The sequence below is a fragment of the Rhodococcus yananensis genome, from assembly GCF_020515525.1.
Lineage (GTDB): Bacteria > Actinomycetota > Actinomycetes > Mycobacteriales > Mycobacteriaceae > Rhodococcus > Rhodococcus yananensis.
In genome coordinates, this window is the sequence record NZ_JAIYEP010000009.1 from 41,759 (window position 1) to 57,093 (window position 15,335).

Below are 15,335 nucleotides of genomic sequence, written 5' to 3' on the forward strand. Positions count from 1 at the left end.
CGATGACAACAAACATGACGGAGGCGTTCAGTCCCTCGAGTCGAGGGTCCGCGCTCGGAGGTCGTGAGTCCACGGATTGAGATGTGCCGGATACGGCAACACCGAAGCAGGCTCCGAGGTCAGACTGCAATGACGGGCAGTTCGATCGTAAAGCGTGCCCCACGGCCCGGCCCGTCACTGTGTGCTCGGATGCGCCCGTGGTGGGCTTCGACGAGGGCACGGGTGATGGTCAGGCCGATACCGCTGCCGCCGTGTCGGCGATCACGGGCGGTATCGGCGCGGTAGAACCGGTCGAAGAGGTGGTCGAGGTGCTCGGGAGCAATGCCCTCGCCGGTGTCGGCCACCGTGATCTCCACCCGATCGCGGTTCGCTCGTCTGCTGGTGACGGTGCCCCCGTTGGGGGTGTGGCGCAGGGAGTTGTCGAGCAGATTGCCCAGGACCTGGCCGAGCCGGTCGGGGTCGACCGATACGATCAGGGAGTCGTCGAGACGGCTGTGCAATTCGACGCCTTTGTTCTCGTACCGTTCGCGCACCGCATCGACCGCGGCGGTGACCAAGACGCCGGTGGTGATGGGCACCGGCCGGATGCGGGTGAGGTGTTCTTCGGCGCGCGAGACCGCGGTGATGTCCTGGGCGAGACGCCCCAGCCGGTGGGTGGCATCGCGCAACACTTGTCGGGTGTCGTCGTCGAAGGTGCGGACGCCGTCGTCGAGGGCTTCGAGATAGGAGTCGAGGGTCGCAATCGGGGTGCGCATCTCGTGGCCGAGGTCGGCGAGCATCCGGCGGCGGGTGGCCTCGGTGGCGTCGAGGCGGCGGGCGAGTTCGTTGACGGTGACGGCGAGTTCGTCGAATTCGCGGCCGAGACCGGGGCTGGGTACGCGGGTGTCGTAGTGGCCGCCGGCGATCCGGGCGGTCGAGGTGGTCACCGCGGTCAGCGAGCGTTGGACACGGCGGGTGATGTACCAGCTCACCGCCAACGCCAGCAGCACCGCGATGGCGACCGCCAGTCCCCAGGCCAGGACGATTGCCCAGGCGAAGGCCTCTTCGACGTGGGCGGCCTGGTTGGAGTTGTGGTCGATGCCGGCCTGGCCGAGGTGGTCGTGGAAGATGCCCGGGGCGAGGGCGGAGGCGACGAGCCAGGCGCTGGAGGCGCAGCCGATCACCACCACGGTCAGGGCCAGGAACAGGCGGGTGCCGAAACTCGAGCCGGCCAGCATTTGCTGGGGTGACGCAGCTGAATCTCGACTGCGATGGAGTCGCCGGGAACTCATTGTCCGGCGCCCATCTTGTAGCCGACCCCGCGCACGGTGCGCACATAGCGGCCGCGGGTCGCGTCGTCGCCGAGTTTGCGGCGCAGATGACCGACGTGCACGTCGACCAGATGCGCGTCGCCGGCCCAGCTCGGCCCCCACACTGCCTCGATCAGCTGGGCGCGGGTGAGCACCACGCCGGGATCGCGTGCCAGCGCGGCAAGGATATCGAATTCGGTGCGGGTCAACGCCACCGGCCGCCCGTCGACGGTGACCTCACGGCCGTCGACGTCGAGGGTCAGGTCACCGACACGATGAATCAGATCAGCGGCGGTGGTGGTGGTGGAGTCGGCCGGCCTCGGTGCGGCGATTCCGGCGCGGGGACGGCGCAGCATGGCCTGGATGCGGGCCATCAATTCGCGGGGGCTGAACGGTTTGCTCATGTAGTCGTCCGCGCCGACGGAGAGCCCGATGAGGGTGTCGATTTCTTCGGTGCGGGCGGTGAGCATCACCACGTAGGCGTCGGAGAAGGTGCGCAGTTGCCGGCACACCTCGACACCGTCCAGTCCTGGCAGGCCGAGATCGAGGACCACGACGTCGGGATCGACCTGCCGGGCGAGGGTGACGGCGCCGGCGCCGTCACCGGTGATCGCGGTCTCGAACCCGTCGCGTTCGAGATACGAGCCGATCAGCTTCGCCAACGGTGCCTCGTCCTCGACGACCATCGCCCGCAACCCCGTCGGTGGCCGCGGCGGCGCCGCCGGGTCGCTGGTCGCGGTGGGCTGCGAGTGAGAGGAGTCCATGGCGTCCATCATCACCAGCCATTTCTGGTGTCGACGCTGCGGCGGGGCTTCTTGAGCAAATCTTCATACGACCTCCACAGGAATCGGGGGGTACACGCGTCAGGCTGGAGGCACGAACCGGGGAAAGGAGGCGACCATGATGGGCTGGGCAGGTGAGCTGGCCTGGACCGGATGGATCGTCATGGCCGTGTGCATGTTCGCGTTCTGGGCGGTGGTGATCTACCTGGTGGCCATGATGTTCCGCACCGACCGTGCGAACGGGCCGGGTCGCACCACCGAGGAGTTCGATCCGCTGCGGCTGCTCGAGGCACGGTTCGCCCGCGGCGACATCGACTCCGACGAATTCGTGGCCCGACGACAGGTGCTGACACAGACCACCGGCACGCCCGACTTCAGGCAGGAGCAGGGCCGTGGCTAGCGTGACCCGCCGGGCTTTCGTGCTCGGCTCGCTGCTCGCCGGCGCCGGAGTCCTGGCGGCCTGCTCCGGATCGGGCTCGCCGACCGGCGCCCCCGTGCAGCCCTCGTCGACTCTGGTGCGCCGTGTCGAGCAGGTGCGCCGCAGTCCGGGCGGCCAGCAGGTGGTCACGGCCCGGTTGACGCCGCGTCCGGTCGAGGTGGACCTGGGCGGACGTATCGTCTCGACCTGGGGGTACGACGACACTCTGCCGGGTCCGCTGATCCGGGCCCGCGCCGGGGATCTGCTGCGGGTGGAGGTCGCCAACCAGCTGCCGGCGCAGACGAGCGTGCACTGGCACGGGCTGGCGTTGAGCAACGACATGGACGGGGTGCCCGGGCTGACCCAGGACCCCATCGCCGCCGGGGCGCGGTTCGCCTACGAGTTCACGGTCCCGGATCCCGGCACCTACTTCTACCACTCGCACTCCGGACTGCAGCTCGACCGCGGCCTCTACGGCGCCCTGGTCATCGACGATCCGAATGAGCCCGGCAACTACGACCACGAGTGGATCGTGGTGCTCGACGACTGGCTCGACGGCACCGGCCGCACCCCCGACGATGTGGCCCGCGACCTCGGCATCGGCGCCGCCACCGGTGACAGTGGCGACGGCGGGATGGGCGGCATGGACCACGGCGCCATGGACATGGACGGCATGGACACGGGTGAGGAGACCATGCTCTCCCCGCTGCTCGGCGGCGCCGGAGACGTGACCTACCCGCACTTCCTCGTCGGCGGCCGGGTCCCGGAAGACCCGATCGTGTTCACCGCCACGCCCGGACAGCGGGCGCGGATCCGGTTCATCAACGCAGGCGCCGACACTGCGTTCCGCGTCGCGCTCGGTGGGCACCGGATGACCGTGACCCACAGCGACGGCTTCCCGGTCGTGCCGCAGGACACCGACGTGCTGCTGCTCGGCATGGGCGAGCGTGTCGATGTGCTCGTCACCCTCGGCGACGGCGTGTTCCCGTTGTTCGCGCAGGCCGAGGGCAAGACCGGGCACGGGCAGGCCCTGGTGCGCACCGCGGCCGGCGAGCTGCCCGCACAATCGCGGCCGGACGAGTTGGAGCGGCGGGTGCTGCTCGGCACCGACCTGACGCCCCGCGAGTATGTGCGCCTGGCCGAGCAGGAGCACGATGTGTTTCACAGCGTGGATATGGGCGGGACCATGTCGCCGTACCGGTGGACCCTCAACGGCCGCGCCCACCCCGACATCCCGCCGTTGAACGTGGCCGAAGGGCAGCGGGTGCGGATGCGGATGCGCAACATGTCGGACATGTTCCATCCGATGCACCTGCACGGACACACCTTCGCGCTCACCGACACCGGCCTGCGCAAGGACACCGTCACGATCGGGCCGATGCGCACCGTCGAGATCGAATTCGACGCCGACAATCCGGGCCAGTGGGCGCTGCACTGCCACAACGCGTATCACCAGGAAGCGGGAATGATGACCACCGTGTCCTATCTGGCCTAGTGGCCGCACCGGACGGGCCGTTCCCGGTCGGTGCCGGTTCTCACTGTTCCTGTCCTAGTGACCGTTTCGAGAAAGGACCACATCCCATGAACAACACGAAGATTCTCGCCGTCGGCGCCACCGCCCTGGCGGTGGTGTTCGCCGCGGCTGCGTGCAGCGACACCGGGACCGACACCGACACCACCGTCGCGACCGCGCCCGCCACGACCTCGGCCACCACGTCCGCCGCAGACGAGGCCGCGGCGCACAACGACGCCGATGTGATGTTCGCGCAGATGATGCTGCCGCACCACAGTCAGGCCATCGAGATGAGCGACATGCTGCTGGCCAAGCAGGACATTCCCGCGGACGTGACCGCCCTGGCCGAGCAGATCAAGGCCGCTCAGGGCCCGGAGATCGCGCAGCTCGAGTCCTGGCTCGAGCAGTGGGGCGAGCCCACCGAGATGCCCGAGACCGGCAACAACGACATGCCCGGCATGGACATGGACGAGGGCATGGACGGTATGGAGGGGATGGAGATGGAGGGGATGATGAGCGAGGAGGACATGCAGGCGCTGTCCGAGGCGCAGGGCGCCGACGCCGCTCGCCTGTTCCTCGAGCAGATGATCGCCCACCATGAAGGCGCGGTCGACATGGCGCAGACCGAGATCGAGGACGGACAGTTCCCCGACGCGGTGGAGATGGCCCGCACCATCGTCGACACGCAGCAGCAGGAGATCGAGACCATGCGGCAGCTGCTGACCACCCTGTAACCGGGCGCCGCCCGGTTCCTCTCGGCCCGTTCGCCATCCCAGGAGGCTTTCGATGTCGCACCCGCAGCACGGACACCCCCACCCGGACCCGTCGCCCGCCGGACACAATGACGGCGCCGAGGTTCAGAGCCCGCCACCCGACGAGCATGATGCGCACGCCGGGCACGGCGAGCACCTCGCCCACGTCGGGCCGGGTGAGCACACCGGGCGCGATCGGCATGCCGGGCACGGGGCACACGGGGAGATGTTCCGCCGCCGGTTCTGGGTGTCGCTGGTGCTGGCGATACCGGTGGTGTTCTTCAGCCACATGGTCGCCGACCTGCTCGGCTACACCATGCCGGACTTCCCCGGCGCCATGTGGATTCCCCCGGTGCTGGGCACGGTGATCTTCGTCTACGGCGGCATGCCGTTCCTCACCGGCGGCTGGGCCGAACTCCGCTCCCGCCGGCCCGGGATGATGCTGCTGATCGCCATGGCGATCAGCGTCGCGTTCCTCGCGTCCTGGGTCACCACCTTGGGTCTCGGCGGATTCGATCTGGACTTCTGGTGGGAACTGGCGCTGCTGATCGTGATCATGCTGCTCGGGCATTGGCTCGAAATGCGGGCCCTGGGCTCGGCGTCGGGTGCCCTCGACGCGCTCGCCGCGATGCTGCCGGACACGGCCGAGAAGATCACCGAGACCGGCACCGCCGACGTGCCCTTGTCGGATCTGGCGCTCGGGGATCTGGTGCTGGTGCGTGCCGGGGCGCGGGTGCCCGCCGACGGCACTGTCACCGACGGCCGTGCCGAGGTCGACGAATCGATGATCACCGGCGAATCCAAGGCCGTGACCCGGCAGGTGGGCGACACGGTGGTCGCCGGGACCGTCGCGACCGACAGCGCGCTGCGGGTGCGGATCACCGCGGTCGGCGAGAACACTGCCTTGGCCGGTATCCAGCGGATGGTCGCCGACGCCCAGGCCTCCTCGTCCCGGGCCCAGGCGCTGGCGGACAAGGCCGCGGCGTTCCTGTTCTACTTCGCCACCCTCGCCGGCATCCTCACCTTCGGGGTCTGGACGCTGCTCGTCGGTAGCGTCGACGAAGCGGTGGTCCGCACTGTCACCGTGCTCGTCATCGCCTGCCCCCACGCTCTCGGGTTGGCGATCCCGCTGGTGATCGCGATTTCCACCGAACGCGCCGCCAGATCCGGGGTGCTGGTCAAAGACCGGCTCGCGCTCGAACGCATGCGCACCGTCGACGTGGTCCTGTTCGACAAGACCGGCACCTTGACCCAGGGCCGGCATCAGGTCACCGGCGTCGCCGCCGCCCATCAGGTCACCGACGAGCATTTGCTGGCGCTGGCGGCGGCGGTCGAAGCCGACAGTGAGCACCCCGTGGCGCGGGCTATCGTCGCCGCCGCCGAGACGCGTGTCCCGGCAGGCGAGCGGATCGCCGCCACCGATTTCCGGTCGCTGCCCGGCCGCGGGGTGCGTGCGCTTGTCGACGGCGCCGAAATCACTGTCGGCGGCCCGGCGATGCTGGCCGATCTGCGGTTGTCGGTGCCCGCCGACGTCACCGCCGCGGCCCAGCAGTGGGTGGCGCGCGGAGCGTCGGTGCTGCACGTCGCCGAAGGGGACCGGGTGCTTGGCGCGGTCGCGCTCGAAGACGCCGTGCGCGAGGAATCGCGTCAGGCCATCGATGCCCTGCACGCCCGTGGGGTCAAGGTCGCCATGATCACCGGCGACGCCCGGCAGGTCGCCGACGCGGTGGCCGCCGACCTCGGGATCGACGAGGTGTTCGCCGAGGTGCTGCCCGAGCACAAGGACGCCAAGGTCACCGAACTACAGAATCGCGGGCACACGGTCGCGATGGTCGGGGACGGGGTCAACGACGCCCCCGCATTGGCCCGCGCCGATGTCGGTGTCGCGATCGGTGCCGGCACCGATGTGGCCATCGAATCCGCCGGGGTCGTGCTGGCGGCGAACGATCCGCGGGCGGTGCTGTCGATCATCGCACTCTCGCATGCCAGCTACCGCAAGATGTGGCAGAACCTGGTGTGGGCCACCGGCTACAACGTCATCGCCGTGCCACTGGCCGCCGGGGTGCTGGCCTTCGCCGGGGTTGCGATCTCCCCCGCGGTCGCCGCGATCCTCATGTCCGTCTCGACCATCGTCGTGGCGCTCAACGCCCAACTGTTGCGCCGCCTCGACCTCGACCCCACCCGTCTGGCTCGTACCTGAACCGCCGTCCGATCGATCCGAAACGAGTTCCTTCTTCTCATGTCGAGTTTTTCCCTGCGCCGGTGGGCGCGTGTCCTGGTGCCTGTTGCTGCGGTGGCTGTGCTCGCCGGCTGTGCGACCGGTGAACAATCCACCACGACCACCGAGCCGGCGGCGGTCTCGGAGGTGCCCGGCGTCGCGTTGGAACCGGCCCTCGATCATCTGCACGGTCTGCACCTCGATTCCGGCGGTGTGGTGCTGGCCGGTACCCACACCGGCCTCGTCGAGATCGCCGACAACGGGCGCACCACCCGCGTCGGCGTCTCCGACGACGACTTCATGGGACTGACCGGGGCGCCGGGCACCGACCGTCTGTTCGCCTCCGGGCATCCGGGGGCGTCGAGTTCGGCGCCGAATCCGCTGGGGCTGATCGACAGCACTGATGGCGGCCACACCTGGATACCCAAATCCTTGAGCGGCGAGGTGGATTTTCACGCCTTGGCCACCGACGGTGAGCTGCTGGTCGGCTTCGACGGCGTCACCGGATTGCTGACCTCCACCGACGGCGGCAGCAGCTGGACCGCGGGCGCCCCGGTGGCCGCGGCCGCCCTCGCCGTCACCGACGCCGGGGTGTGGGCGACCACTACCGCCGGGTTGCAGCACAGCATCGACGGCGGGCTCACCTTCGCCGTGGTGCCGGACGCCCCACCGCTGGCGTTGCTGTCCGCGGCGCCGGATGGCTCGTTGTGGGGTATCGACACCGCCGGCACCGCGTGGCGTAGCCGCACCGGCCAGGCTTGGGAGCCACGCGCGGTGCTCGGGCCGGTCGAGGCAGTGCTGGCCGTCGACTTCGACACCGCCTACGCCGCGACCGCCCAGATGCTCTATCCGCTGAACTGACCCCGGAGGAGCATGCTCACTCCGCGACGGTGAACCCTCGAGTCGACTCGAAGGTCAAGCCGATACCCGGTCTCTACCGGTGTTCGGCCTGCCGCAGCACGGTGATCAGATCGGCGGTGCTCGGGACACCCCCGTGCCCGTCGGCGGTGCGGTAGACGCGGCACGTCAACCCGACGCCCTCGGTGGGGCCGAACGGATCGGTCCCGTCGATGCGGATGGTCGGGGATCCGGGGAAGGCGACGCGCTCGGCGGCCTCCGGGGTCTCGATACGGCGCAGCCGGATCGGGGTACCGGCGTTGCCGGTCGCTGCCAGGGCCTCGGCGAGGCGGTCGCGCATCAGCTCCCAGTTCGGGCAGCCGTCGAAGTACGGCAGTTCGATGTCCATCCCCACCCGATTCGCTCTCACTCGTTCCCGGCGGCGGGAACGGCCTCGGAGCGGCGTTCGAGCAGCACGGTGTCGCGCCAGATGCCGTCGAGCCGGCCGATGCGTTCGCGCACCCCCACGGTGCGGAAACCCGCCGAATGGTGCAGCGCCAGGCTGGCCCGGTTCTCCGGGAAAATCGAGGTCTGCAGCGTCCACAACCCGGCCTGATCGGCGGCGATGACCTGGGTGCGCAACAGGGCCTTGCCGACGCCGCGCCCGCGCATGCCGTCGCCGACATACACCGAATTCTCGGCCACCCCGCGATAGCACTCGCGGTTCGACACCGGGCTCAACGCTGCCCAGCCGACCACTTCACCGTCGATCTCGGCGACCCAGCGATGCTCGGGCAACCACTGGCTCTCGAGGTGGTCGCGGCTGGGGACCTCGGTGGTGAACGTCGCGGCGCCGGTGGCGATGCCGTCGGCGTAGATGCGGCGCACCGCCTCCCAGTCACCGCCTGCGAGTGGGCGCACGGCCACGTCGGCCGGGACATCCTCGGGGCAGCACGGGCGGGCGGTGAGCACCCCCATGACCGCGTCGGCGGCACTGGGCAGGTCGCTGCAGCAGCTCGGGTTGACCCGCACCACGGTGCTGGTGCCGTGTTTGCCGGTGGTGACGAAGCCGACGTCGGCGAGTTTGCGGACGTGATGGGAGATGGTGGGCTGGCCGATTCCGAGTCTGTCGGCGAGCTCGCCGACGGTGATGCCGGACGGATGGGCGGCGACGTGGTGCAGCAGCCGCACCCGCGTGGGTTCGGCCAGGCAGGCGAACCATCCGGCGTAGGTGGCCGCGTCCTGCGGGCTCAGGGCGTCGAGGTCCACCTCCGCGCCGGGGGTCACCGTGATCGGTAGGCCGAGTGCTGTCATACCCCCACTATATCGATCGGCATCGATGGTTGCATACATCGATGCCCGTCGATACTCTGACAGCAGCTTAGATCGATACCCATCGATGAAAGGATCTGTCATGAGCGAGTTGCCCATCGTCGTCATCGGAGCCGGACCGATCGGCCTGTCCGCCGCCGCCCACCTACGCGAACGCGGACTCGAACCGCTGGTACTCGAACGCGGCAACCTCGCCGGAGCCGCCGTCGCACAGTGGCACAACGTCCGCACCTTCTCCCGCTGGGCCGAACTGATCGACCCCGCCGCCCGCCGCCTCCTCGACACCACCGGCTGGACCGCCCCCGACGACGACGCCTACCCCACCGGCCAAGACTGGACCGGGCAGTACCTGACCCCACTGGCGGATGCCCTCGGCGACGCAGTCCGCCTCGACCACGAGGTCGTCGGCATCGCCCGCCGCGGCCGCGACCGCATCGTCGACGCCGGCCGCGACACCGAACCCCTGTCGGTGCACCTCCGCCACCGCGACGGCACCGAAACCCGCCTGCTCGCCCGCGCCGTCCTCGACGCCTCCGGCACCTGGGCCACCCCCAACCCGCTCGGCGGCGAAGGCCTGCCCGCCCTCGGTGAACGCGCCGCAGCCGAGAAGATCACCTACCGCGTCCCCGACCTGGACGACGACGCGGTGCGCACCCGCTACGCCGGACGGCACACCGTCATCGCCGGCAGCGGCCACTCGGCACTCAACGCAATCGTGGCGCTGGCAGAGCTCACCCGCACCGACCCCGGCACCCGCCTGACCTGGGCGGTGCGCCGCGGCGAGGTCGGCGCCGCGTTCGGCGGCGGCCAGGACGACCAGCTGCCCGCCCGCGGCGCCCTGGGACTGCGCGCCAAGAAGGCCGTCGACGACGGGCTGCTCACCGTGGTCACCGGGTTCCGCACCGCCGCCGTCGAACCCGCCACCGACGGTCAGGTCGTCATGGTGTCCGATACCGGCGCCCGCCTCGAGGCGGTCGACGAGGTCATCGCCTCGACCGGCTTCCGGCCGGACCTGTCGTGGCTCTCGGAAATCCGTCTCGACCTCGACCCGGTGCTGCAGGCCCCGACCGCACTCGCCCCGCTGATCGACCCGAACGTGCACTCCTGTGGCACCGTCTACCCGCACGGGGCCGCCGAGCTCACCCACCCCGAACCCGGCTTCTATGTGGTCGGGATGAAGAGCTACGGGCGGGCCCCGACGTTCCTGGCGATGACCGGCTACGAGCAGGTCCGCAGCATCGCCGCCGCCCTGGCCGGCGACCACGATGCCGCCGCCCGCGTCGAGCTGACCCTGCCCGAGACCGGGGTGTGCGGCGGCGCCGGAGTGTTCGACGACCCCGCCGCCGACACCGCCACCGAGGCCGCGGCCGGTGGGTGCTGCGGTGCGCCCGAGCCGCAGTTGGTCACCCTCTCCCGCACCGGCGGATAACGCCGGTGACCGACACGTCGACCCGCCCGCAGCCCGGCGCTCTCACCGGCGCCGGGCTGCGGCGGGTGCTGGCGGTGCTGTGCCTGACCGAGATCACCAGCTGGGGCATCCTGTACTACGCGTTCCCGGTCCTGTCGGTCTCGATCTCCGCCGATACCGGCTGGTCGCCCACGTCGATCACCGCGGCGTTCTCGCTCGGTCAGCTCGCCACCGCGCTCGCGGGTATCCCGGTCGGGCGCATCCTCGACCGGGTCGGACCGCGCACGATCATGACCGCCGGCTCGGTCCTCGCCGTCCCCGCGCTGGTCCTGATCGCGCTCGCCCCCACGCTGCCGGTGTTCTACGCCGGGTGGCTGCTGGCCGGCACCGCGATGGGCGCGGTGCTCTACCCACCGGCGTTCGCCGCGCTGACCCGCTGGTACGGCGACCGCTCCGTGCACGCCCTGATGATCCTGACCCTCGCCGCGGGCCTGGCCAGCACCATCTTCGCCCCGTTGACCTCCGCAGTGGATCAGCAGTCGGACTGGCGCACCACCTACCTGATCCTCGCGGCGATCCTCGCCGCGATCACCATCCCCGGACACTGGTGGGGACTATGCGGATCCTGGCCCGCCGCGACCCCACCGGCGAACGGCGCGGCCCTGGGGCACCGGGAGATCGCCCGCAGCCCCGCGTTCCTCGCACTGGTGGGCGCGTTGGCTCTCGGTGCGTTCACCGCCTTCGCCGGGGTCTTCAATCTGGTGCCGTTGCTGCTCGAACAGGGCTTCTCCCCGTCGGTGGCGGCGGTGACGCTCGGGCTCGGCGGCGCCGGACAGGTCCTCGGCCGCCTCGGCTATCCGACCCTGGTCGCCCGTACCAGCGTCCGCAGCCGCATCGTGGTGATCCTGGCCGGCACCGCGGCAACCACCGCGCTGCTCGGGGCGGTGACCACGGCCGCGGCGTTGATCGGCGCGGCGATCGGCGCGGGACTGGTGCGCGGATTGTTCACCTTGATCCAGGCCACCGCCATCACCGACCGGTGGGGCTCGACCCACTACGGGCGCCTCGGCGGGCTGATGTCCGCCCCGATCGTCCTGGTCATGGCGTTGGCGCCGTGGGCGGGAACCGCCCTGGCCGGCGCGACCGGCAGCTACGCCACCGCCTACCTCGTGCTCGCGGTCGTCGCCGCGCTCGCCGCACTCCTGGCGATCGCGTCCGTGCCGCGGCTGACCCCCACCGACACTGTCGAAGGAACACCATGACCGACTATGACGCTCTCGTCGTCGGCGGTGGCCAGTCCGGCCTCGCCGCCGCCTACGCTCTGTCTGCTCGCGGCCTGCGCACCGGGCTGCTCGAAGCCGGCGACGAGCCGGTCGGGGCCTGGCCGCACTACTACGACAGCCTGACCCTGTTCTCCCCGGCGAAATACAGTGCCCTGCCCGGCCTGGCGTTTCCGGGCGCCCCGGACCGCTATCCGCGGCGCGACGAGGTGATCGAGTATCTGCGCCGCTACGCCGCCGGACTCGACGTCGACATTGTGACCGGCTCCCGCGTCGAGACCGTCACCTGCGAGCGGGGCGTCTACACCGCCCACACCGCTGTCGGCGGCAGTGTCACCGCGCCGATTCTGATCGCGGCCACCGGCTATCTCGGGTCCCCGAATATCCCACCGCTGCCGGGGCTGGACACGTTCGGCGGCACGGTGCTGCACACCGGCGACTACCGCGACCCCGCTGCACTCACGGGCCAGAACGTGGTGGTGGTCGGTGCCGGTAACTCGGCGGTGCAGATCGCCACCGAACTCGCCGAGGTCGCTACTGTGACTCTGGCCAGCCGCCGACCGCCGAAGTTCCTGCCGCAGCGGATCTTCGGCCGTGATGTGCACTTCTGGCTCACGGTCACCGGAGTCGACCGCGCCCCCTTGGGGCCGTGGCTGCCTGCGTCGCCGACCCAGCAGGTCCTCGATACCGGCCGCTACCGGCGTGCCCTGGCCAGCGGCAACCCGCAGCCGCGGCCGCTGTTCACCGGCCTCGACGACCGCCGGGTGTTCTGGCCCGACGGCGCCGCCACCACCGCCGACACCGTGCTGTTGGGTACCGGTTATCGCCCGCACCTGCCCTATCTGACCGGTCTCGGCGCTCTCGACGAGACGGGCCGGCCCCGGCACCGGCAGGGTCTCTCCACCACTCATCTGGGGCTGGGGTATGTCGGTCTCGAATGGCAGCGCAGCCTGTCGTCGGCGTCGCTGCGGGGTGTCGGCCGCGACGCCGGCCGGGTCGCCGATCGTGTGGTCGCCGCCGCCCGGTCCCGCCGCGCACTGCCTATCCGTCCCTGACCGGCGCTGCGTCCATAGATGTTCACGGAAACGGTGACACCATGGACGGCACACCGCCCGTCCCCTCGGGGGCGGGTTTACCTATCTCTCGTGCGATCCGTCGCCGATTCGAGACGGTGGGCGGCATGTCTGCCGCCGCATGCCCGCATCCGCGTTTACCATCTGTCTCAATGAGAACCCGCGTCGTCGAACGGGTTCCGGCCGACACGACCGCGGGAGCGGCGCTGATGGACATGGACGAACAGTTGCACCAGCTGGCGTGGCAACTCCAGCACAACGGACACGACTGGAGTGAAGTCGCCGCCGAGCTCGGCTGCGACGAAACCGTCGCCCGGGCCATGGCCGACCGATACCTCGCCGACTCCGAGACTCGAGCACAGAAGGACCAATTCTCGCTGTTCGATCTCTGAGCGGCGCACGTCATCCCGCGCTGCTGCTGTTACGCCAGCCGTCCGGCGGTCACGACACGGCGATCCGCGCCGCGCCACTGCGGCAGGTACGTCCGACGTGGCATCCGAGGGTCGACGGGGGCGCTATATCGATTCGCGACATGAGACTGAATTCGGCCGGCAGTTGTGGAGGCCGCCCGGGAGGGGGAAGTCTGGTATCGACGGCCATCGAGTGCCGTCGGCTCCCTGGACAGGTGGTGGATCATGGGCCATTCCGAGCGGGTGGACAGGGCCGCTATCGCCGGCGAGCTCGAACGCACCCGTGTGCATCTGCACCGGCTCCTCGCCGACGCTTCCGACACCTCGTTGCGGAGTCGATCGGCGGGGACGCGGTGGACCAACGAGCAACTGTTGTTCCACATGGTCTTCGGGTACATGGTGGTGGCGGCGCTGCTGCCCTTGGTGCGGATGGTCAGCCGGCTGCCCGCCGGAGTGGAGCGTCGATTCGCCCAGGTCCTCGATGCCGGTACGCGGCCTTTTGACGTGGTGAATTACTACGGTTCATGCGCTGCAGCCCTGGTGTTTGACCGGAACCGGATGGGCACGAAAGCCGACCGGGTCATCGGTGCGCTGAGCCGCCGACTGCAACGCGAATCGGAGCAGGCGTTGGGACGGGGAATGTTCTTCCCGGTGCGCTGGGACCCGTTCTTCACCGATTACATGACCATTGGTGAGCTGTACCGATATCCCGTCAGACATTTCGATTTCCACGAACGACAGCTCACTCTCGATCGTCCGCATTGAGTCAGAACTCAGGCTTCGAGGCAGCAGACTCTTCGATTCGGTTCTCGCGGCTTGGGCACAGGACCGAAACATCGTCCGGGATGCCTGAGGATTCCGACAAGATCGTGAGAATCCCTGACTGACACGAAATTGGAAAGCCGCAGGCCCGTGCGCCGCACTACTGACACCTCCGGCGGGAACCTACACTCAGCTGTAGGTTCTACGATTCGGTGTCGTTTTCCTGAGAGGCCGCACGAAATTGCCAGCAGTTCGACCTGGCGAAACGTCACTCAATGTCAGCAGCAGGCCGCACGGAATGTCAGCAGCGTCCGGGGCAGGGGTCGGTGGTTGAGCTGGGGAGATGTCGAACGTATATGTCGTCGGTTGGTGACATCTCCATGCTGCTTACCCGCTGACATTCTTGCGCGGCTTCTCAGCCGACGATGACGGAGCAGGGGGCCCGCGATCTGCTCGACCGGGTCAAGGCATGGCGGCATCCGGCGGCTGTCTATGAGCTCGACAACCATCTTGCCGACCATCCGGACGCGTTCGTGGCGCCCTCGCAGCACTGCCCTCGCTCACTGCCGACACTGCTGCGACTGCTCGATGCCGAAGGTTTCGCAGACGCGGTGGTACTGCTCGGTTGCGCGCACTGCGGTCGCGTGGGCCTCGCGGGCAGCGCCGAGGGTGCCGGAGGCGGCGGTGCGCAGGGCCGCTGCGGCTGGTCGCAGGTCGGTGGGCGAGTGCGTGCGACCCGAATCCTGCCCCAACGACAGCGGACAGTACCCAGGCATGAGTGCTCTCCCACTGGACCGGGACCTCGTCCCGCGGGGAGTTCCGGTGACCGGGCGGTCAGAATCTGGTCGCCGTCGGCGGCCACCGGATTCAGCGCCCTCGAAGTTGGTCTGCCGACTATCCGGAGACGGCGATGTCACCGGAGGCACGAGAACCCGAATCTCCTTCCTCCGAAGCTCTGTCGTCCCCATTCGGCGAAAGTGTTCCCCGCACCCTGAGCGAGGGCTTTCTCAATCCGGCAGGGTCAGGCTGGTGCACTGTCTCGGGTTTGATGCCGCCTGTAGAGTTGCCGCTACTTCGTGAGAGTTGCGGTGGTCTCCAAACCAGGCAGGCGGGGCGACGTGGATGTCCACTGTGCCGAACGGATCAAATGAGTGATCCAAGCTCTGTGAACAGCCGAACTGCAGCTTCTCTGCAGCACGCCGGTTGGGAAACCCTGATTCTCGCGAATATCGCCCGCTGAAGTGACCGATCCCTCGATGAT

15 protein-coding genes are annotated in these 15,335 nt (G+C 69.4%); 10 read left to right on the forward strand and 5 right to left on the reverse strand.

Annotation, left to right across the window (positions count from 1 at the left end):
- Window positions 1–119 precede the first annotated feature (119 nt).
- Window positions 120–1,217: a sensor histidine kinase gene (locus LDQ05_RS03845; protein WP_226435571.1), complete on the reverse strand. Its 1,098-nt coding sequence runs from the start codon at window positions 1,215–1,217 to the stop codon at window positions 120–122.
- A gap of 50 nt (window positions 1,218–1,267) precedes the next feature.
- The gene (locus tag LDQ05_RS03850) at window positions 1,268–1,975 is read right to left on the reverse strand and encodes a winged helix-turn-helix domain-containing protein (RefSeq protein WP_226435609.1); all 708 of its coding nucleotides are present in this window, start codon (window positions 1,973–1,975) and stop codon (window positions 1,268–1,270) included.
- A 214-nt stretch (window positions 1,976–2,189) separates the two neighbouring features.
- On the opposite strand from LDQ05_RS03850, the gene LDQ05_RS03855 reads away from it, so the two are divergent.
- From LDQ05_RS03855 to LDQ05_RS03875, 5 genes are all read left to right on the forward strand, one after another.
- Entirely contained in the window at window positions 2,190–2,471 is a 282-nt protein-coding gene (locus LDQ05_RS03855; RefSeq protein ID WP_226435572.1) for an SHOCT domain-containing protein, read from the forward strand.
- The gene (locus LDQ05_RS03860) at window positions 2,464–3,984 is read left to right on the forward strand and encodes a multicopper oxidase family protein (RefSeq protein ID WP_226435573.1); all 1,521 of its coding nucleotides are present in this window, start codon (window positions 2,464–2,466) and stop codon (window positions 3,982–3,984) included. Before LDQ05_RS03855 ends, LDQ05_RS03860 begins: the two co-directional genes overlap by 8 nt.
- 86 nt (window positions 3,985–4,070) lie before the next feature.
- Window positions 4,071–4,736: a DUF305 domain-containing protein gene (locus tag LDQ05_RS03865; RefSeq protein WP_169647151.1), complete on the forward strand. Its 666-nt coding sequence runs from the start codon at window positions 4,071–4,073 to the stop codon at window positions 4,734–4,736.
- 52 nt (window positions 4,737–4,788) lie between these two features.
- Complete coding sequence (locus tag LDQ05_RS03870; RefSeq protein WP_226435574.1) at window positions 4,789–6,954, forward strand: copper-translocating P-type ATPase; 2,166 nt, start codon at window positions 4,789–4,791, stop codon at window positions 6,952–6,954.
- Between the two features lie 39 nt (window positions 6,955–6,993).
- On the forward strand, window positions 6,994–7,833 hold the full coding sequence (locus tag LDQ05_RS03875) for a F510_1955 family glycosylhydrolase (protein WP_064063736.1): 840 nt from the start codon (window positions 6,994–6,996) through the stop codon (window positions 7,831–7,833).
- Window positions 7,834–7,906: 73 nt separating this feature from the next.
- Here LDQ05_RS03875 and LDQ05_RS03880 read toward each other — a convergent pair whose 3' ends face one another.
- Together LDQ05_RS03880 and LDQ05_RS03885 are read right to left on the reverse strand one after the other, a co-directional pair.
- Window positions 7,907–8,218 carry a hypothetical protein gene (locus LDQ05_RS03880; RefSeq protein ID WP_064063798.1) on the reverse strand — a complete coding sequence of 104 codons (312 nt, stop codon included), beginning with the start codon at window positions 8,216–8,218 and terminating at the stop codon, window positions 7,907–7,909.
- Window positions 8,219–8,235: 17 nt separating this feature from the next.
- Window positions 8,236–9,123: a helix-turn-helix domain-containing GNAT family N-acetyltransferase gene (locus tag LDQ05_RS03885; protein ID WP_206037692.1), complete on the reverse strand. Its 888-nt coding sequence runs from the start codon at window positions 9,121–9,123 to the stop codon at window positions 8,236–8,238.
- 100 nt (window positions 9,124–9,223) lie between these two features.
- Between LDQ05_RS03885 and LDQ05_RS03890 the strand changes: the two genes are divergently transcribed.
- The 5 genes from LDQ05_RS03890 to LDQ05_RS03910 all read left to right on the forward strand — a co-directional run bounded on the left by LDQ05_RS03890 (window position 9,224) and on the right by LDQ05_RS03910 (window position 14,077).
- The gene (locus LDQ05_RS03890) at window positions 9,224–10,570 is read left to right on the forward strand and encodes an FAD-dependent oxidoreductase (RefSeq protein ID WP_226435575.1); all 1,347 of its coding nucleotides are present in this window, start codon (window positions 9,224–9,226) and stop codon (window positions 10,568–10,570) included.
- Window positions 10,571–10,575: 5 nt separating this feature from the next.
- The gene (locus tag LDQ05_RS03895; protein ID WP_226435576.1) at window positions 10,576–11,811 is read left to right on the forward strand and encodes an MFS transporter; all 1,236 of its coding nucleotides are present in this window, start codon (window positions 10,576–10,578) and stop codon (window positions 11,809–11,811) included.
- Window positions 11,808–12,884, forward strand: a complete 1,077-nt coding sequence (locus LDQ05_RS03900; protein WP_059384776.1) for a flavin-containing monooxygenase — start codon at window positions 11,808–11,810, stop codon at window positions 12,882–12,884. Before LDQ05_RS03895 ends, LDQ05_RS03900 begins: the two co-directional genes overlap by 4 nt.
- A gap of 170 nt (window positions 12,885–13,054) precedes the next feature.
- Window positions 13,055–13,294, forward strand: a complete 240-nt coding sequence (locus LDQ05_RS03905; protein ID WP_226435577.1) for a hypothetical protein — start codon at window positions 13,055–13,057, stop codon at window positions 13,292–13,294.
- A 243-nt stretch (window positions 13,295–13,537) separates the two neighbouring features.
- Window positions 13,538–14,077, forward strand: a complete 540-nt coding sequence (locus LDQ05_RS03910; protein WP_059384781.1) for a DinB family protein — start codon at window positions 13,538–13,540, stop codon at window positions 14,075–14,077.
- A gap of 557 nt (window positions 14,078–14,634) precedes the next feature.
- On the opposite strand, the gene LDQ05_RS03915 is transcribed toward LDQ05_RS03910, so the two are convergent.
- Window positions 14,635–14,850 carry a hypothetical protein gene (locus tag LDQ05_RS03915; protein WP_226435578.1) on the reverse strand — a complete coding sequence of 72 codons (216 nt, stop codon included), beginning with the start codon at window positions 14,848–14,850 and terminating at the stop codon, window positions 14,635–14,637.
- Window positions 14,851–15,335 lie beyond the last annotated feature (485 nt).